This is a genomic window from Amycolatopsis sp. (assembly GCF_036008905.1).
GTDB lineage: Bacteria > Actinomycetota > Actinomycetes > Mycobacteriales > Pseudonocardiaceae > Amycolatopsis.
The window spans coordinates 1-18190 of the sequence record NZ_DASYMU010000070.1 but is presented as its reverse complement, the minus strand read 5'-3'; the positions used below and the strand labels follow the sequence as shown (position 1 = coordinate 18190).

Here is an 18190-nt window from a genome sequence, read left to right as displayed (position 1 = left end):
GTGACCACCGAGCCGGATCGCCGCCTGATCGACCCCCACCTGGTGGAGGCCGCGCTCAAAGGCCTCGGTGACCGATCCGTCATCGACGAATGGGCCCAGCGTTTCTCGGTGGTCGGCGACCCGTCCCGGCTGACCCTGCTCGTCTGCATCCACTACGCCAAAGAGATCTGCGTGTCGGACCTCGCGGTCGCCGCCGGCATGACGGACACGGCGGTCTCCCAAGCCCTGCGACTACTCCGCGCGCATGGATTGGTGACAGCTCACCGCAGCGGCCGGATGGTCCGTTACCGCTTGGCGGACACGACGGTGCACGACCTCATCCACCGGGTGAAGCCCCACGCGCACACCGATCTTGAATAGGTAAACCGTGCGGTATAGGCATTATTTGTTCATTTGTTCAGATGAACAGGTAGAGGCACTACGCAGGACTATGTCACCGACTCTTACCCGAAGTAGTGGCCATTAGGCTGAAAGCAGGAACTTTCCTGTTGTGTGATCTAGATTACAGTCCTACCTTGGGTGTCTGCCTCCCACCACGAGGAAGTGACCGCAATGACGTGGTCCGCCCCAGGCACGACCGCCGTCGGCGTTCTTTTCGAACGCCGTGAGGCACCCGTGCTCGGCTTAGCCGAACAGGCCGAGGCCGTGGCGCGCGCCTGTTATGCGATGGCCTTGCGGTTCCACCGCGGCGGCAAACTCGTCGTGTTCGGCAACGGCGGACCCAGCACGGACGCCCAGCACGTCGCCGTCGAGTTCGTCCATCCCGTCATCGTCGGCAAACGCGCGCTGCCGGCGATCTCCCTCACCGCCGACATCGCGACACTGACCGGTATAGCCAACAGGATCGGTCTCGCGGAGGTCTTCGCGCACCAGATCCGCATCCTGGCCGAGCCCGCGGACATCGCGCTCGGCATCTCGACCGACGGCGACTGCGAGAACGTGTTGCGGGGCCTGGAAGCAGCACACGAACTCGGCATGCTCACCGTCGCGCTCGCCGGCGGTGCCGGCGGGAAGATCGCCGCCTCCCCCGGCGTCGATCACCTGATCCTCGCCCGGTCGACCGACCCGCTCGTGGTCAAGGAGGTCCACGTGACCGCCTATCACGTGCTGTGGGAACTGGTGCACGTGTTTTTCGAGCAGCCGGGCGTACTGACACCGGAGGTGGCGTCGTGATCGCCGATGACGCGGAGAGAGTTCTGGTCCCCGAGTGTCACGACGGGGTCTGCATCACCTGTTCGGACACCGCGGTCGAGGTCACCGTGGTCGAGCTGCTCGACCACGAACTGGCCATTGTGGACACAGGTTCGGGCACGGAAGAGGTCAGCGTCGCACTGGTTTCGGCCGGTGTCGGCGACCGCATCCTCGTCCATGCCAGTGAAGCCATCGTCAAGCTCGAACCAGAACGCTAGCGAGCGCTAGGACCCAACACACCCTAGGGCTTGTGACACCCAAGGGAATGAGCTCATGACCTCCGAACGGGGTTCCTCCGACGTTGCCGGTCTAGAAGCCTTGTATCCGTTTCTCTACTCCGACAGCGGCGACTTGGACAAGGTACTGGCCCAGGTCCGCCAGTCCACTGTGGACAAGGCACACGAGATCATCGCCTTGCGCCGTGACGTCTGTGCCAGCAATGGTGAACGACTCCTCGCCTGCGCCGGGGAACTGGCGCTGGCCTTCGCTTCCGGCGGCCGCCTGCTGGCCTTCGGGAACGGCGGGAGTTCCACCGACGCCCAGGAGCTGGCAAGTCTCTTCCTGAGCCCCGCCGGAGACGCGCGTCCTCTTCCCGCGTTCGGCCTGACGAATGACATCGCCGTGGTCACCGCCCTTTCCAACGACATCGGTTTCGACGTGGTGTTCGCCCGGCAGCTCGGCGCTTTCGGCCGGGCGGGCGACATCGCCGTGGGGCTTTCGACCAGTGGCAATTCCGCGAACCTGTTGCGGGCGTTCGACGAAGCCGCCAGGCGGGGCATGCTCACCATCGGCATCTCCGGCTACGACGGCGGGAAAATGGCGGAGCTGGACACGATCGACTACCTGTTCGTCGTCCCTTCCCCTTCCGTGCACCGGATCCAAGAAGCGCAGACGACTCTCTATCACGCGCTGTGGGAATTGACCCTCGCCGCGCTGGCAGCCCAAAAAAGCGGGCCGCGAGAACCCGGCACCTCGAGCCGACCATCACTAAATACCCGAGGGTGATCAGTCGTGACACAAGCGGCCTCTGAAGCCAAGCACGCACAACCCACCGAAGAAGAGAAGCCTATCCACATCCTGTGGATCAACGCGGGACTTTCCTGCGACGGCGACTCCGTGGCGCTGACCGCGGCCACCCAGCCCAGTATCGAAGAGATCGTCCTCGGCGCTTTGCCGGGCCTGCCCAAGATCGCGGTCCACTGGCCGCTGATCGACTTCGAATGCGGGCCGGACAAAGGTGCCGACACGTTCATCGAATGGTTCTACAAGGCCGATCGCGGCGAGCTGGAACCGTTTGTACTCGTGGTCGAAGGCTCGATCCCGAACGAGGCGATCAAGAAGGAAGGCTACTGGTGCGGGTTCGGCAACAACCCCGACACCGGGCAGCCGATGACGACCAGTGAATGGCTCGACCGGCTGACTCCCAAAGCATTGGCCGTACTCGCCGTCGGAACCTGCGCGACCTACGGCGGGATCCACGCCATGGAAGGAAACCCGACCGGCGCGATGGGCGTGCCCGACTATCTGGGCTGGGACTGGAAGTCCGGCGCCGGCATCCCGATCGTCTGCGTGCCCGGCTGCCCGACCCACCCGGACAACCTGTCCGAGACGATCACCTACCTGCTGTACCAAGCCGCGGGCCAGGCACCGATGATCCCGCTCGACGACAACCTTCGTCCACAGTGGCTGTTCGGCGCGACCGTCCACGAAGGATGCGACCGGGCCGGCTACTACGAGCAGGGCCAGTTCGCCGATACCTACGACTCGCCGAAGTGCCTGGTGAAACTCGGCTGCTGGGGCCCGGTCGTCAAGTGCAACGTGCCCAAGCGCGGCTGGATCAACGGCGTCGGCGGCTGCCCCAACGTCGGCGGGATCTGCATCGGCTGCACGATGCCCGGCTTCCCGGACAAGTTCATGCCGTTCATGGACGAACCGCCCGGCGCACACGTCTCGTCGCTGGCCAGCGGCGCCTACGGCTCAGTGATCCGCCGGCTGCGGAAGTACACCGAAAAGAAGGCCGACAAAGAGCCCAAGTGGCGTCACAAGGGCAAGCAGCTTGAGACCGGCTACCGCTCGACCTGGCGCTGAAAGGGAATCCGACCATGGCCACCTCAGGACGAAGCACCAAGGGCAGCAACGACCTCGTCGAGATGAACTGGGACCCGATCACCCGGATCGTCGGCAGCCTCGGCATCTACACCAAGATCGACTGGGCGCAGAAGAAGGTCGTGGAGTGCCACTCGACCTCGTCGGTCTTCCGCGGCTACAGCATCTTCATGAAGGGCAAGGACCCGCGCGACGCGCATTTCATCACCAGCCGGATCTGCGGGATCTGCGGGGACAACCACGCGACCTGCTCGGTCTACAACCAGAACATGGCCTACGGCGTCCGCCCGCCACATCTCGGCGAGTGGATCATCAACCTCGGCGAGTCCGCCGAGTACATGTTCGACCACAACATCTTCCAGGAGAACCTGGTCGGGGTCGACTACTGCGAGAAGATGGTCGCCGAGACCAACCCCGGTGTGCTGGAACAAGCCAACCGCACTGAAGCCCCGCACGCCGCCGAGCACGGCTACCGGACCATCGGCGACATCATGCGCTCGCTGAACCCGCTGGAAGGCGAGTTCTACCGCGAGGCACTGCAAGTCAGCCGCTCCACCCGCGAGATGTTCTGCCTGATGGAAGGCAGGCACGTGCATCCGTCCACTTTGTACCCCGGCGGGGTCGGCACGGTCGCCACCATCCAGCTGTTCACCGACTACCTCACCCGGCTCATGCGCTACATCGAGTTCATGAAGCGCTGCCTGCCGATGCACGACGACCTGTTCGACTTCTTCTACGAAGCCATTCCCGGTTACGAGCAGGTCGGCCAGCGGCGGATCCTCCTCGGCTGCTGGGGCAGTCTCAACGACCCCGAGTACTGCGACTTCACCTACGAGAACATGGAGGCCTGGGGTCGCAAGATGTTCGTCACCCCCGGCGTCGTCGTGGACGGCAAGCTCATCACGACCAGTCTGCTGGACATCAACCTCGGCATCCGGATCCTGCTCGGCAGTTCCTTCTACGAGGACTGGGAGGGCATGGACAAGTTCGTCACGCACGACCCGCTGGGCAACCCCGTGGACTCGCGGCACCCGTGGAACCAGCACACCATCCCGCGCCCGCAGAAACGCGACTTCGACGACAAGTACTCGTGGACGATGTCGCCGCGCTGGTTCGACGGCAAGGACTACCTGGCGCTCGACACCGGCGGCGGCCCGATCGCACGGCTGTGGACGACGGCGTTGGCCGGACTGGTCGACACCGACTACGTCAAAGCGACCGGGCACAGCGTGGTGTTCAACCTGCCGAGGACGGCCACCAAGCCCGAGGTGACGTTCGAGTGGAAGATTCCGAAGTGGAGCAACGCGCTGGAGCGCAACCGCGCCCGCACCTACTTCCAGGTCTACTCCGCGGCGATCGCGCTGCACTTCGCGGAGAAAGCACTGGCCGAGGTGCGCGCCGGGCACACCAAGACCTGGGAGAAGTTCAAGGTCCCGGACGAGAGCGTCAGCTGCGGGTTCACCGAGGCGGTCCGCGGCGTGCTGTCGCACCACATGGTGATCAAGGGCGGCAAGATCGCCAACTACCACCCGTATCCGCCGACACCGTGGAACGGCAGTGTCCGGGATTCCTTCGGTACTCCCGGCCCGTACGAGGACGCCGTGCAGAACACGCCGATCTTCGAGGAGAACACACAGGAGAACTTCAAGGGCATCGACATCATGCGCGCGGTCCGCAGCTTCGACCCGTGCCTGCCGTGCGGGGTGCACATGTACACCGGCAACGGAAAGGTACTGGAGAAGATGCACACCCCGCACGCCTTCGGTGGCGAAATCTAAGTGGTTCCGATCGTGACCACCAAGGAGAGCAATCGATGGCGCAGCCGAGCATGACCCAGTCGGAAGTCGAACAGCCGCCCGACGTCGCCATGATCGGCGAGCGCATCGAGCACATCCTGGGTGAACTGGAGGCGACCGCGGATCAGTCCATTGTGGAGAAGACCGAGGATCTCGTGCACACCCTGCTCGACTTCTACGGCAGCGGACTGGCGCGGATCGTCGAGATGGTCCGGGAAACCGAAGGCGGCGGGCAGCTGCTCGAAGTGCTCGCCGCAGACGACCTCGTCAAGGGACTCCTGGTCCTGCACGACCTGCATCCGAAGTCCACTTTGGAGCGCGTCACCGAGGCGCTCGACAAGGTGCGGCCGTATCTGGGCTCGCACGCCGGCGACGTCGACCTGCTCGGGGTCGACGCCGACGGCGTGCTCCGCCTGCAGCTCAAGGGAACCTGCGACGGCTGCCCGTCCTCGACGGTGACCGTCAAGTACGCCATCGAGAAGGCGATCCATCAGGCGGCACCGGAGATCAGCGACATCGATGTGGCCGGTGTCGTCGAAGAGAAGCCGGCGGAGACCGGGCCGGGCGGACGTCCTTTGCTGCCACTGCAAGCCATCGAGTGCCCAGTCCCCGAGGATGCGCTATGACCTCGGGACTCAGGCGATTTCTGCGGCCCGCGGAGCGAGCCAAGCCGGGTGAACGCTGTGAAATGTGCACGGAACCGGTCACCGAGGACCACTCGCATGTGATCGATCTGGAGTCCCGCGCGATCATGTGCGCCTGCCGGGGCTGCTATCTGCTGTTCACGCATTCCGGCGCGGGCGGGAAACGGCATCGCGCGGTGCCGGACCGCTACCTGCACGCGCCGTCGTTCGCACTCGGCTCGGCGCTGTGGGAGTCCATCGGCATCCCGGTGCGGATGGCCTTCCTGTTCCGCAATTCGGTGCTGGACACTACCGTCGCGTTCTACCCGAGCCCGGCGGGCGCCACCGAATCGCTGCTTCCGCTGGGCGCGTGGGAGGAAATGCTCGACAGCAACTCCGAGTTCGCGACCGTCTCGCCGGACGTGGAAGCATTGCTGATCAACAAGAACGACGACGGTTTCGAGTGCTTTCTCGTCCCCATCGACGTCTGCTACGAGCTGGTCGGCCTGGTCCGGCTGCACTGGCGCGGTTTCGACGGCGGCACCGAGGCGTGGGAAGCGATCGACGGGTTCTTCGCCAAGCTGCGGCAGCGGGCCACCGGGGTCGGGACCGGCGATGGCTGACCTCACCCTCGACTGCGTCGACGTCCGGCCGGAACGGTACGGCGCCTCTCCCACGATGATCTTCAAGCTGCGGATCACCGAAAACAGCGCGACCCCGGTCCACGCCATCGCCCTGCGCGTCCAGATCCGGATCGAGCCGCAGCGCCGGCGCTACGACGAGCGCGAGTCGGAACTGCTCACGTACCTCTTCGGTGATCCGTCCCGGTGGGCCGACACGCTGAAACCGCTGCAGTTCACCACGGTGTCGGCGATGGTGCCCGGGTTCACCGGCTCGACCGAGATCGACGTCCCGGTGCCCTGCACCTACGACCTCGAAGTGGCCGCCGGGAAGTACTTCCACACGCTCCGCGATGGTGTCGTCCCGTTCGTACTGCTCTACAGCGGGACGGTGTTCAGCAAGGGAGAGAAGGGCTTCTGGGTCGACCAGGTGCCGTGGCATCTGGAGTCCAACTACCGCATGCCGATCGAATCCTGGCAGGAGTTGATGAATCTCTACTTCCCCAACGAGGCCTGGGTCCGGCTGCGGCACGACACGGTTGACGCCTTGCTGCGGTACAAGTCCAAGCACGCCATCACGACCTGGGACGCGGCGATGGGCAAGCTGCTCACCGAATCCGGGGAGGCCGCGCCATGAGCAGCGCATTGGAGCAGGCGAAAGCGGTCGGCGACGCCGTGCTGTACGAGGGTTACCTGCTCTACCCGTACCGGGCGTCGGCGGGCAAGAACAAGGTCCGCTGGCAGTGGGGCGTGCTGATGCCGCCGTCCTTCGCTGCCGAGGACAACGGCGAGTACGCCGATTCCCATACCGAATGCCTGCTCGAACCCCGCTCGCACACGACGTTGCACGTCCGGTTGCGGTTCCTTCAGGCACAGGCCCGCACGGTGGAGGAACGCCGTGGCGAGGAGTACGTCCCGGTCGACGCGTTGGTCGTCGGTGACACCGAATACACGACCTGGGACGAAGCCGTCGAGCGTGAGATCGACGGCGTCTTCCCCGCCGCCGAACTCCTCGCACAACCGGTCGAACTGCCGTTCTCGGTCCCCGCCGGAGAAGAGACCGAGCAGCTCGGCGAGCAAGGCAGGCTGGTACGCCGGACGCGGCGGCTGTCCGGCACACTGACCGTCCACTTGGAATCGCTGGAAGGCCCGTTCGGCGGCGTGCGGCTACGGGTCGACCTGAAGAACACCGGCGACTGGACAGAGCCGGATGCCACCAGGGAAGCCGCGCTGCACCACGCGTTACTCGCCACGCACATGGTGTTGTCCGTCGACTCAGGACACTTCCTGTCCATGCTGGACCCGCCGGAGTGGGCCAAGCCGGCCGTCGACGCCTGTGTGAACACCCGTGTCTGGCCGATCCTGATCGGCGACAACGAGCGGAGCGAGGCCGTGCTCGCGTCGCCGATCATCCTCTACGACAACCCCGCCATCGCCGCCGAGAGCCAAGGAGACCTCTTCGACGGCACCGAAATCGACGAGATCCTCACCCTGCGCACGATGGCGCTGACCGACGAGGAGAAGCGGCAGGCACGCGCCACCGACCCACGGGCCAGGGAGATCGTCGACCGTGTCGACGCCATGCCGCAGGAACTCCTGGACCGGCTGCACGGGACGGTCCGCTATCTGCGTTCGGTCACCGGCGAGCGTTCCGACAACGACCTCGCCGAGCTCACCGAGCTCACCACACCAGACGTGCCGTGGTGGGACCCCGGTGCCGACACCTCCGTTTCCCCCGAGACGGACAGCGTGGTCGTGGCCGGCGTCCACGTCGCCAACGGGTCGAAGGTCCGCCTTCGCCCCGAACTCAAACGCTCCGACGCGCAGGACATGTTCCTCACCGGCCGGGTCGCCACCGTCCGCGCGGTGCTGTCCGATGTGGACGGAGAGCGGCACGTGGCCGTGACCCTCGACGACGACCCCGGTGCCGATCTGCAGAACACCCACGGCCGCTTCCGCTACTTCTCCCCCGACGAAGTCGAACCCCTGGAGGCGCAGGTATGAGCACCACGCGACGCCCGAGTGTGCTGGTCGCGGGCATCGGCAACATCTTCCTCGGCGACGACGGTTTCGGCGTCGACGTCATCAAGCAGCTCGAACAGGTCGAACTGCCCAGCTGGGTGCAGATCGCCGACTACGGCATCAGCGGGATGCACCTCGCCTACGACCTGATGGGCGGCTACGACACCACCATCCTGATCGATGCCATGCCGCGTGGCGAGGCACCGGGAACGGTGTTCCTCCTCGAGCCGGACGCCATGAGCGACCTGCCGGTGAATCCGGCGGTCGACGGGCACGGCATGCAGCCGGACGCGGTGTTCCGGTTGCTGAAACTGCTCGGCGGCGACGCCGGGCGGGTACTGGTCGTCGGCTGTGAACCGGAGAACGTCGACGAACGCATCGGGCTCAGCCCGGCGGTGGCCGCCGCGGTGAGCCAGGCGGTCCGGGTCGTGGTCGACCTGGCGTGGGGCTCCAGCCCGCATCTCGCCGCCAAGCCCAAGAAAGCCGAGGTCTGACCATGTTCAAACGCTTGCTCCTGCTGGTGTTCCTCGCCGGAGCCGTGGTCTACGTCGTGAAACTGATCGAACCGGATGTCAAGCGGTACCTCGAAATGAGCCGGATGTAGCTCCTCGGAACGGAAGAAAGCGGGTGGGCGGATGTGCCTCGGAATCCCCGGGGAGATCATCGAAATCATCGAGGATCGCCCTGATCTGGCCAAGGTCGCCGTGAGCGGCGTGAAACGGACCATCAACATCGGACTGCTCGAAGACGACCCGCCGGTCCCCGGCGACTGGATCCTCATCCATGTCGGCTTCGCACTGTCCAAAATAGACGAAGTAGAGGCCAAGGCCGCGATGGACTTCCTGGAGAGCATCGGGAAGGCCTACGAGGACGAACTGGCCGCGCTCCAGGAATCCCGGATCGAATAGGAGTTTCGCCCATGCGGTTCGTCGACGAGTTCCGCGACGCCGAGAAGGCGCGCGCACTGTCCGCGAAGATCACCAGCCTGTGCGAGCCGGGCAGGCAGTACAAGTTCATGGAGGTCTGCGGCGGGCACACGCACACCATCTACAAACACGGCCTCGAGGACTACCTGCCCGAGAGCATCACACTGGTGCACGGGCCGGGCTGCCCGGTGTGCGTGATCCCGATGGGCCGCGTCGACGACGCCATCCACATCGCGAGGCAGCCCGGCGTGCTGATGACGTCGTTCGGCGACATGATGCGCGTGCCCGGTTCCGGCGGGAACTTCTTCGACTCCAACGCCGAGGGCACGAACATCCGAATGGTGTACTCACCGCTCGATTCGTTGAAGATCGCCCGGCAGAACCCGGAGCTGCGGGTGGTGTTCATGGCGATCGGGTTCGAGACGACCACGCCGTCGACGGCGATGACGTTGCTGCGCGCGGCACACGAAGGCATCGAGAACTTCTCGGTGTTCGGCAACCATGTCACGATCATCCCGGCGATCAAGGCGATCCTGGATTCCCCGGACCTCCGCCTCGACGGGTTCATCGGGCCGGGGCACGTGTCGACGGTGATCGGGTGCCGCCCGTACGAGTTCATCGCGCGGGACTACGGCAAACCTGTGGTGGTGGCCGGATTCGAACCGCTCGACATCCTCCAGTCGATCTACCTGCTGATGGTGCAACTGTCGGAGGAACGGTCCGAAGTGGAGAACCAGTACTCGCGGGTCGTGCCGTGGGACGGGAACATGGTGGCACTCAAGGCCATCAACGAGGTCATGGAACTGCGGCCGTACTTCGAGTGGCGCGGGCTCGGGTTCATCTCGCATTCGGCGATGGCCGTGCGCGAGAAGTACGCGAAGTTCGACGCCGAGCGGATCTTCGAAATCCCCGGCGTCCGGGTCGCCGATCCCAAGGCCTGCCAGTGCGGTGAGGTGCTCAAGGGCGTGCTGAAACCGTGGGAGTGCAAAGTGTTCGGCACCGCGTGCACACCGGAGACGCCGATCGGCACGTGCATGGTCTCGCCCGAGGGCGCTTGCGCGGCCTACTACAACTTCGGACGGTTCAGCAGGAAGCGTGTGCGGGAGGCGAGCCAGCATGAGCACGTCGGAAACTGAGCGCCGGCGGATCCCGCTCGCGATCACGCCGTCGGAACGCGAACAGCAAGTGCTCGACCGTATCGACAAAGCGAGAAGGCGCCGCGCGAAGGTCAAGGAAGAACGCATCACGCTTTCCCATGGCGCCGGTGGCAAGGCGTCGCATACGTTGATCGAAGCGGTGTTCCTCGACGCGTTCCGCAATCCGCTGCTGGAACCGTTGGAGGACGCGGCCGAGTTCACCATCCAGGGCGCGTCGCTCGCGCTGACCACGGATTCCTATGTGGTCTCCCCGTTGTTCTTTCCCGGTGGGGACATCGGGGATCTCGCGATCAACGGGACGGTCAACGATCTCGCCGTGTCCGGGGCGAAGCCGCTGTACCTGACGGCCGGGTTCATTCTCGAGGAAGGCTTTCCGATCGAGGACCTGTCCCGGATCGTCGAATCGATGAAGGCCGCCGCCGCGGTGGCCGGGGTGCAGGTGGTCACCGGGGACACGAAAGTCGTCCAGCGGGGCAAGGCCGATGGCTGCTACATCAACACGGCCGGCGTCGGGCTGGTCGAACATCCGGGCGAACTCGGGGTCGCCAAAGCGAAACCGGGCGACGCGATCCTGGTGTCCGGCCCGATCGGTGACCACGGGATCACCATCATGCTGGCGCGCGGCGAGCTCGACATCGAGGCGGATCTGGAGTCCGACACCGCCGCGGTGAACGGTTTGGTCGCGGACCTGCTCGCCGCGGTGCCCGGGGTCCGGGCGATGCGGGACGCGACACGCGGCGGGGTCGCGACGATCCTCAACGAGATCGCCAAAGCCGCGGACGTCGCTGTCGTGGTCGATGAGAAGGAGGTTCCCGTTAGGACAGAGGTGCGCGGTGCGTCGGAACTCCTCGGCATAGATCCGCTTTATGTGGCGAGTGAGGGCCGGATCGTGGTCGTCGTGGACGGTGCCGAGGCGCAGGACGCGCTGGCCGCGCTACGGGCGCATCCGCTCGGCGCGGACGCGGCCATCATCGGGCGGGTCGCCGAGGACCCGCCCGGGCTGGTGCTGCTGAACACGACGTTCGGCGGGACGCGGATCGTCGATCTGCTCGTGGGCGATCCCTTGCCTCGAATCTGTTGAGCTTTGCCGCTCTTTGGAGATACAGCGATGCACGAACTGTCCATCACACAGAGCGTGATCGACGCCGTCGTCGAAAAGATGGACGGCGCGACGGTCAAGAGCGTGCGCCTGGAGATCGGCAAACTCTCGGGTGTGGTCCCGGATTCGGTGCGGTTCTGTTTCGAGGTGATCTGTGCCGGGACCATGTTGGAGGGCGCGCGGCTCGACATCGACGAGCCGCCCGGGCTCGCGCGATGTCGTGACTGTGAAGGGGAATTCGCCCTGAACGACCTGATCATGCTCTGCCCGTGCGGCAGCGCGAACGTCGAAGTCCTTGCCGGACGGCAACTTCGGATCAAGTCCGTGGAGGTGTGGTGAATGTGCGCGACCTGTGGGTGTTCCGACGACGCCGGAGTGCGGGTGACCGAGCCCGGGCACACCCATGAGCATGGCCACGGCCACGGCCACGGCCACTCCCACTCGCACGAACCCGAGACACGGACGATCACGCTCGAACAGGACGTGCTCGCCAAGAACAACCTTCTCGCCGAACGCAACCGAGGCTGGTTACGTGCCAAGGAAATCCTCGCGATCAACGTGATGAGCTCCCCCGGCTCGGGCAAGACCACCCTGCTCACCCGCACGATCACCGACCTCGCGGGCGAGTTCCCCATCACCGTCATCGAGGGCGATCAGGAAACCCTGTTCGACGCCGAACGCATCAAGGCCACCGGCGCGCCGGTCGTCCAGATCAACACCGGCGCCGGCTGTCACCTCGACGCCGAAATGCTCGAACGCGGCCTCGCCACCCTCGCCCCGCCGCCGAACTCCGTCCTGTTCATCGAAAACGTCGGAAACCTCGTCTGTCCCGCCCTTTTCGACCTCGGCGAGGCGCATCGCGCGGTGATCATGTCCGTCACCGAAGGCCCCGACAAGCCTCTCAAATACCCCCACATGTTCGCCGCCGCCGACCTGATCCTCCTCAACAAAACCGACCTCCTCCCCCATGTCGACTTCGACGTCGACGCCTTCCTCGCCGACACCCGCAAAATCAACCCCGCCGCCACCGTCCTCCCCCTCTCCGCCACCACCGGCGACGGCCTCGCCGCCTGGTACACCTGGCTCCGAACGCATTCCACGCACGCCCAAGTGCAATCTGCGCACACCTGAGTGCAATCTGGAGACACTCAACGTATAGGTCGTTATACGGTGGACTCGATGTTCTGTCCCCAGATTGCACTCAGACGCGCATAACCTGCACTCACCCGTGCACAGACTGCACTTGAGCGTTAGCGGCGATGACGGCTTGGCCGAGGGAGATGCCGCCGTCGTTGGTGGGGACGCGGGAGTGGGTGAGGACGCGGAGGCCGGAGGCTTCCAGCGCGGTGACGGTGCGGTCGAGCAGGAGCAGGTTCTGGAAGACGCCGCCGGAGAGGGCGACGGTGTGGACGCCGGTCTGGTCGGCGAAGGCGACGCAAGCGCGGGTGATGACCTCGGCGACGCCGTTGTGGAAACGGGCGGCGATCAGCGGCGTGGGGACACCGGCGCGCAGATCGCGAGCGCAGGCATCCACGAGATCGGCGCCGGAGATGACGGAATCGGTGATGGAGGCGGAGTACGCCGAGCGATGCGAGACGTCGGCGAGCTGTTCGAGTTCGATCGCGGCTTGGCCCTCGTAGTTGATCCGGTCCCGCAGGCCGAGCAGCGCGGCGACGGCGTCGAACAGACGTCCGGCGCTGGACGTCCACGGTGAGTTCGTCGCGGTCTCGGCCATCGAGAGCACAGCGGGCCACTGCGACGCGTTACGCCGGAAGACGTCGAGATCGGCAGCGGAAGTGCCCAAGTAGGCGGCGGCCATCCGCCACGGTTGCTTGATCGCCGCGGCACCACCGGGCATCCGCACCGGCGCCAGATGCCCGAGCCGCCTGAAGCCACGCAGGTCCGCCAACAGGAACTCGCCACCCCAGATCGTGCCGTCCGTCCCATACCCCGTGCCATCGAACGCGACACCGAGCACCGGCCCCGCTTCCCCATTGTCCGCCAAGCAGGACGCGATATGCGCGTGATGATGCTGCACCCCAACAAGTTCGACGTCGTCGAGCTCGAAAGCGTACTTTGTGGACAGATACTCCGGATGCAAATCATGCGCCACAACCTCGGGCCGGACGTCGAACAGCCGCCCGAAATGCGCGATGCCCTCGGTGAACGAGCGCAGCGTCTCGTAGTTCTCCAGATCCCCGATATGGTGCGAAAGAAACGCGTGCCGTCCCTTCGCGAGGCAGAACGTGTTCTTCAGTTCGGCACCACACGCCAGCACGTGCCAGGGGAATTCCCCCTGCACGGTAACGGGTTCCGGCGCGTAACCCCGCGACCGCCGTTGCACCTGCTCACGGCCGCGGAACGGGCGCACCACCGAATCGTCGGTGCGGATGTGGATCGCCCGGTCATGCGTCAGATACGCGTCCGCGATCCCGGCGAGCCGCGCGGGCGCTTCGTCGTCGGCGTACACGATCGGCTCGTCGGAGACGTTCGCGCTGGTCAGGACCATGGGACGGCCGAGCTCAGCGAGCAGCAGGTGGTGCAGCGGGGTGTACGGCAGGATCAGCCCGAGCCGCCTGTTGCCCGGCGACACCGCATCGGCGACAGGCGCGCCGGGGAGCCTCGGCAGCAGGACGATCGGCCGACGCCGTCCGCTCAGCAGCAGCGCAGCGAGATCGTCCATTTCGCACAGTTTCCGCGCGCCTTCGAGATCCGGGACCATCACGGCGAACGGCTTGTCCTCACGGTGTTTCCTCGCCCGCAGCGACGCCGCCGCAAACCGATGCCCGGCGTCGACAGCGAGGTGATACCCACCAAGCCCTTTGACAGCGACGACTTTCCCCGCCGCGAGAAGATCCACAGTGGACGACACTGGATCGCCGGGAAGCTCGTCGACGCCGTCGGTCAACCGGAGCCGCGGGCCGCACTCGGGGCAGCACACCGGCTGCGCGTGGAACCGCCGATCGGCCGGGTCGGCGTACTCGCCCGCACACGCGGCGCAGAGCGGGAAACCCGCCATCGTGGTCAACGGCCGGTCGTACGGCACCCCGCGCACGATGGTGAACCGCGGCCCGCAGTTCGTGCAGTTCACGAACGGATAGCGGTACCGGCGATCGGCGGGATCGTTGAGTTCGCGCAAACAGTCATCGCAGGTGGCGCTGTCCGCGGACACCAGCGTGCTCGCCGCTCCCCCACCCGGGCTGGCCACGATGAAAAACCCGGCAAGCCCCGAACGCTTCATCTCCACCGCCCGCACGGATTCGACCACGGCCAGCGGCGGCGCCTCCGCGCGCACGGCGTCGAGGAACTCCGCGACCCGCGTCCCCTCGACCTCGACAAAAACCCCGGAAGCGTCGTTGCCCACATGCCCGGCGAGCCCGAGCCGCGTCGCCAGCGCGTGCACGAACGGCCGGAACCCGACCCCCTGCACCACGCCTTCGATCCGCACCGCCATCCGGACAGGACCCATCCCCCGATCCTCCGCCGCGGCGGGTGCCCGGTCCAGTCGGCAGGTCGCCGCCGCCCGGTTACGCCGGTAACGTCTCAGACATGATCGGACTGCCTGACCACGTCTCCGCCCTCCTGTTCGATCTCGACGGAGTGCTCACCGGGACAGCGGAACTCCACCGTGAAGCCTGGAAACAGACCTTCGACGAGTTCCTCCGCAAACGGGACGGCGAGAACTTCAAGCCGTTCACCGACCACGACTACGTCGCACATGTGGACGGCCGTCCCCGCGCGGACGGGGTGCGTGAATTCCTGCTGTCCCGCGACATCTCGCTGCTCGAAGGCGAGTCAGACGACGGCCCGGACGCGGAGACCGTCAACGGCCTCGGCAACCGCAAGAACGAACTCGTCCTCCGGATCATCGACGAACGCGGCGTGAACCCGTACCCCGGCTCGGTGCGTTATCTCCAGGCCGCCAAGGACGCGGGGCTGAAGATCGGCGTCGTCACCTCGTCCGCCAACGGCGCGAAGGTGCTCGACGCCGCCGACCTGACGAAGTTCGTCGAAACCCGGATCGACGGGCTCGTGCTGAAACGCGACAACTTGCGCGGCAAACCGGCCCCGGACTCGTTCCTGGCCGGCGCGAAGGCCCTCGGTGTCGCCCCGGCGAACGCCGCCGTCTTCGAGGACGCGCTGGCCGGGGTCGAAGCGGGCAGGGCGGGCGATTTCGGGTACGTGGTCGGGGTGAACCGCGCCGACCAGGCCGACGACCTCCGCACGCACGGCGCCGACGTCGTGGTCGACGATCTCGCGGAGCTGCTGGAGGAAAAGGCATGACCGAGCTCAAGCAGGGTTACGAGATCTCGCCGTGGGAGCTGCGCTGGCACGGCATGGACGTCGACGCGCTGCAGCGGACCGAGTCCACTTTCGCCCTGTCCAACGGGCACATCGGCCTGCGCGGCACCCTCGAAGAGGCCGAGCCGCGCGGCCTGCCGGGCACCTACCTCAACGGTTTCTACGAACAGCACGAACTACCCTACGCCGAAAGCGGGTACGGCTACCCTGAAGCCGGCGAAACCGTGGTCAACGTGACCGACGGCAAGATCATCCGGTTGCTCGTCGAGGACGAACCGCTGGACATGCGCTACGGCGCCGCGACGAAGCACGACAGGGTGCTCGACTTCCGCACCGGCACGCTGACCCGCACCACCGAATGGTCCTCGCCCACCGGCAGGCGGGTGCGGGTGCGCACGCAGCGGCTGGTGTCGTTCACGCAGCGCGCGGTGGCGGCGATCCGCTACGAGGTCGAGCCGCTCGACGACGACATGCAGCTCGTGGTGCAGTCCGATCTGCTGGCCAACGAGCCCGTCGAGTCCGACACGAGCGATCCCCGCGTGGCCGCCGCGCTGGAGTCGCCGCTGATCTCGGAGTTCGCGGCGGCGAAGGACTACCAGGCCGTCCTGGTGCACCAGACGCGGGTTTCCGGGCTGCGGATGGCCGCCGCGATGGACCACGAACTCGAGGTCAACGACGGCCTGCGTGCCGACATCCACGCCGAAGACGACCTGGCCCGGCTGACCGTCGCGGTGGACGTCCCCAAGGGCGGGATGCTGCGGCTCACCAAGTACCTCGGCTACGGCTGGTCGGCGCAGCGGTCGATCCCCGCGTTGCGTGCCCAGGTCGAGGCCGCGCTCGCGGGCGCGTGCCAGACCGGCTGGGATGGCCTGCTGGCCGAGCAGCGCGCGTTCCTCGACCACTTCTGGGCGACGGCGGACGTGGAGATCGACGGCGATCCGGAGTTGCAGCAGGCGACGCGGTTCGCGCTCTTCCACGTCCTCCAGGCCGGGGCCCGCGGTGAAAGCCGGGCGATCGCGGGCAAGGGCCTCACCGGGCCCGGCTACGACGGCCACGCCTTCTGGGACACCGAATCGTTCGTCCTGCCCGTGCTCACCTACACGATCCCGGACGCCGCCAGGGACGCGCTGTGCTGGCGGCACTCCACTTTGGACAAAGCCAGGGCTCGGGCCACCCAGCTGGGGTTGAAGGGCGCGGCCTTCCCGTGGCGGTCCATCACCGGCGCCGAGTGCTCGGCGTACTGGCCGGCCGGGACGGGGGCGTTCCACGTCAGCGCGGACATCTCCGACGCGGTCATCCGCTACCTCGACGCCACCGGCGACACGGACTTCGACCGTGACATCGCCACCGAGATCCTGCTGGAAACCGCCCGGCTGTGGGCTTCGCTGGGACACTTCGACAAACACGGCCGCTTCCGCATCGACGGCGTGACCGGGCCGGACGAGTATTCGGCCGTCGCGGACAACAACGTCTACACGAACCTGATGGCACAACGGAACCTGCGCGCCGCGGCCGCCGCCGTCGAGCGGCATCCGGCCGTCGCGGAGCGCTTTGACGTGCACGCCAAGGAGATCGCCATCTGGCGGAGCGCCGCGGACGGGATGTACATCCCCTTCGACGAAGAGCTCGGCGTGCATCCGCAGTCCGAGGGCTTCACCCAGCACATGGAATGGGATTTCGCGGGTACCGAGCAAAAGGACTACCCGCTGCTGCTGCACTACCCGTATTTCGACCTGTACCGCAAGCAGGTCGTGAAGCAGGCGGATCTGGTGCTGGCACTGCATGTGTGCGGCGACTCGTTCACCGCCGAGGAGAAAGCGCGCAACTTCGCCTACTACGAAGCCCGGACAGTGCGGGACTCGTCGCTCTCCGCGGGAACGCAGGCAGTAGTCGCCGCCGAGGTCGGACAGCTGGAGCTGGCGTACGACTACCTGGCCGAAGCGGCGCTGACCGACCTGCACGACGTCCACAACAACGTCCGCAACGGCCTGCACATGGCGTCGCTCGCCGAGGCGTGGCTGGGTGCGGTCGCCGGGTTCGGCGGAATGCGCGACTACGGCGGCAAGCTGGCGTTCACCCCGCGGCTGCCCGCTCAGCTCAAGCGGATCGCGTTCCGGATGGTCTACCGGGGCAGCCATCTCAGGGTGGAGATCCGGCACGGGGAGGCGAGCTACCGCACGACGTCAGGGAAACCGCTCGAGCTGTTCCACCACGGTGAGGCGTTCATGGTCGGCGACGAGGTGGTGACGGTGCCGATCCCGAAGGTCGAGCCCCCCGAACCCGTCACCCAGCCGCCGGGCCGCGCGCCCACCCGGCGAAAGCCCCGCGGCTAGAGCAGTCGTGAGTGC

The 18190-nt window shown here is 66.3% G+C and carries 20 protein-coding genes; 19 read left to right on the top strand and 1 reads right to left on the bottom strand.

Annotated elements, in window-relative coordinates:
• The 17 genes from VGP60_RS13515 to hypB all read left to right on the top strand — a co-directional run bounded on the left by VGP60_RS13515 (position 1) and on the right by hypB (position 12671).
• Positions 1 to 360, top strand: coding sequence for a metalloregulator ArsR/SmtB family transcription factor (locus VGP60_RS13515; RefSeq protein ID WP_327548317.1), 360 nt, complete (start codon positions 1 to 3; stop codon positions 358 to 360).
• 192 nt (positions 361 to 552) lie between these two features.
• Positions 553 to 1173 carry an SIS domain-containing protein gene (locus VGP60_RS13510; RefSeq protein ID WP_327548316.1) on the top strand — a complete coding sequence of 207 codons (621 nt, stop codon included), beginning with the start codon at positions 553 to 555 and terminating at the stop codon, positions 1171 to 1173.
• Positions 1170 to 1409, top strand: coding sequence for a HypC/HybG/HupF family hydrogenase formation chaperone (locus tag VGP60_RS13505; protein ID WP_414640344.1), 240 nt, complete (start codon positions 1170 to 1172; stop codon positions 1407 to 1409). The genes VGP60_RS13510 and VGP60_RS13505 overlap by 4 nt, the downstream gene beginning before the upstream one ends.
• A gap of 55 nt (positions 1410 to 1464) precedes the next feature.
• Entirely contained in the window at positions 1465 to 2196 is a 732-nt protein-coding gene (locus VGP60_RS13500) for an SIS domain-containing protein (RefSeq protein WP_327548315.1), read from the top strand.
• A gap of 6 nt (positions 2197 to 2202) precedes the next feature.
• Positions 2203 to 3279: a hydrogenase expression protein HypE gene (locus VGP60_RS13495; protein ID WP_327548314.1), complete on the top strand. Its 1077-nt coding sequence runs from the start codon at positions 2203 to 2205 to the stop codon at positions 3277 to 3279.
• 14 nt (positions 3280 to 3293) lie between these two features.
• Positions 3294 to 5075, top strand: a complete 1782-nt coding sequence (locus VGP60_RS13490; RefSeq protein ID WP_327548313.1) for a nickel-dependent hydrogenase large subunit — start codon at positions 3294 to 3296, stop codon at positions 5073 to 5075.
• A 35-nt stretch (positions 5076 to 5110) separates the two neighbouring features.
• Positions 5111 to 5719 carry a NifU family protein gene (locus VGP60_RS13485; protein ID WP_327548312.1) on the top strand — a complete coding sequence of 203 codons (609 nt, stop codon included), beginning with the start codon at positions 5111 to 5113 and terminating at the stop codon, positions 5717 to 5719.
• Positions 5720 to 5781: 62 nt separating this feature from the next.
• A complete protein-coding gene (locus VGP60_RS13480) occupies positions 5782 to 6339 on the top strand; it encodes a DUF5947 family protein (protein WP_327548311.1) in 558 nt (185 codons plus the stop codon).
• Entirely contained in the window at positions 6332 to 6973 is a 642-nt protein-coding gene (locus VGP60_RS13475; RefSeq protein WP_327548310.1) for a DUF6084 family protein, read from the top strand. Before VGP60_RS13480 ends, VGP60_RS13475 begins: the two co-directional genes overlap by 8 nt.
• Positions 6970 to 8340 carry a hypothetical protein gene (locus VGP60_RS13470; RefSeq protein ID WP_327548309.1) on the top strand — a complete coding sequence of 457 codons (1371 nt, stop codon included), beginning with the start codon at positions 6970 to 6972 and terminating at the stop codon, positions 8338 to 8340. The genes VGP60_RS13475 and VGP60_RS13470 overlap by 4 nt, the downstream gene beginning before the upstream one ends.
• On the top strand, positions 8337 to 8852 hold the full coding sequence (locus VGP60_RS13465; RefSeq protein ID WP_327548308.1) for a hydrogenase maturation protease: 516 nt from the start codon (positions 8337 to 8339) through the stop codon (positions 8850 to 8852). The genes VGP60_RS13470 and VGP60_RS13465 overlap by 4 nt, the downstream gene beginning before the upstream one ends.
• Before the next feature lie 2 nt (positions 8853 to 8854).
• A complete protein-coding gene (locus tag VGP60_RS41690) occupies positions 8855 to 8962 on the top strand; it encodes a DUF6893 family small protein (protein ID WP_414640343.1) in 108 nt (35 codons plus the stop codon).
• A 31-nt stretch (positions 8963 to 8993) separates the two neighbouring features.
• Positions 8994 to 9266 carry a HypC/HybG/HupF family hydrogenase formation chaperone gene (locus VGP60_RS13460; RefSeq protein WP_327548307.1) on the top strand — a complete coding sequence of 91 codons (273 nt, stop codon included), beginning with the start codon at positions 8994 to 8996 and terminating at the stop codon, positions 9264 to 9266.
• An 11-nt stretch (positions 9267 to 9277) separates the two neighbouring features.
• Positions 9278 to 10420, top strand: a complete 1143-nt coding sequence (gene hypD / locus VGP60_RS13455) for a hydrogenase formation protein HypD (protein WP_327548306.1) — start codon at positions 9278 to 9280, stop codon at positions 10418 to 10420.
• Positions 10401 to 11522, top strand: a complete 1122-nt coding sequence (gene hypE / locus VGP60_RS13450) for a hydrogenase expression/formation protein HypE (RefSeq protein WP_327548305.1) — start codon at positions 10401 to 10403, stop codon at positions 11520 to 11522. Before hypD ends, hypE begins: the two co-directional genes overlap by 20 nt.
• Before the next feature lie 27 nt (positions 11523 to 11549).
• Positions 11550 to 11879, top strand: a complete 330-nt coding sequence (gene hypA / locus VGP60_RS13445; protein WP_327548304.1) for a hydrogenase maturation nickel metallochaperone HypA — start codon at positions 11550 to 11552, stop codon at positions 11877 to 11879.
• Entirely contained in the window at positions 11880 to 12671 is a 792-nt protein-coding gene (gene hypB / locus VGP60_RS13440; RefSeq protein ID WP_327548303.1) for a hydrogenase nickel incorporation protein HypB, read from the top strand. It begins immediately after the preceding gene.
• A gap of 91 nt (positions 12672 to 12762) precedes the next feature.
• Here hypB and hypF read toward each other — a convergent pair whose 3' ends face one another.
• Entirely contained in the window at positions 12763 to 15009 is a 2247-nt protein-coding gene (gene hypF, locus VGP60_RS13435; RefSeq protein ID WP_327548302.1) for a carbamoyltransferase HypF, read from the bottom strand.
• Positions 15010 to 15089: 80 nt separating this feature from the next.
• Here hypF and VGP60_RS13430 point away from each other — a divergent pair, with 80 nt between their 5' ends.
• Together VGP60_RS13430 and VGP60_RS13425 are read left to right on the top strand one after the other, a co-directional pair.
• The gene (locus VGP60_RS13430; RefSeq protein WP_327548301.1) at positions 15090 to 15824 is read left to right on the top strand and encodes a beta-phosphoglucomutase family hydrolase; all 735 of its coding nucleotides are present in this window, start codon (positions 15090 to 15092) and stop codon (positions 15822 to 15824) included.
• Positions 15821 to 18175: a glycoside hydrolase family 65 protein gene (locus VGP60_RS13425; protein WP_327548300.1), complete on the top strand. Its 2355-nt coding sequence runs from the start codon at positions 15821 to 15823 to the stop codon at positions 18173 to 18175. The genes VGP60_RS13430 and VGP60_RS13425 overlap by 4 nt, the downstream gene beginning before the upstream one ends.
• The last annotated feature ends 15 nt before the right edge of the window (positions 18176 to 18190 follow it).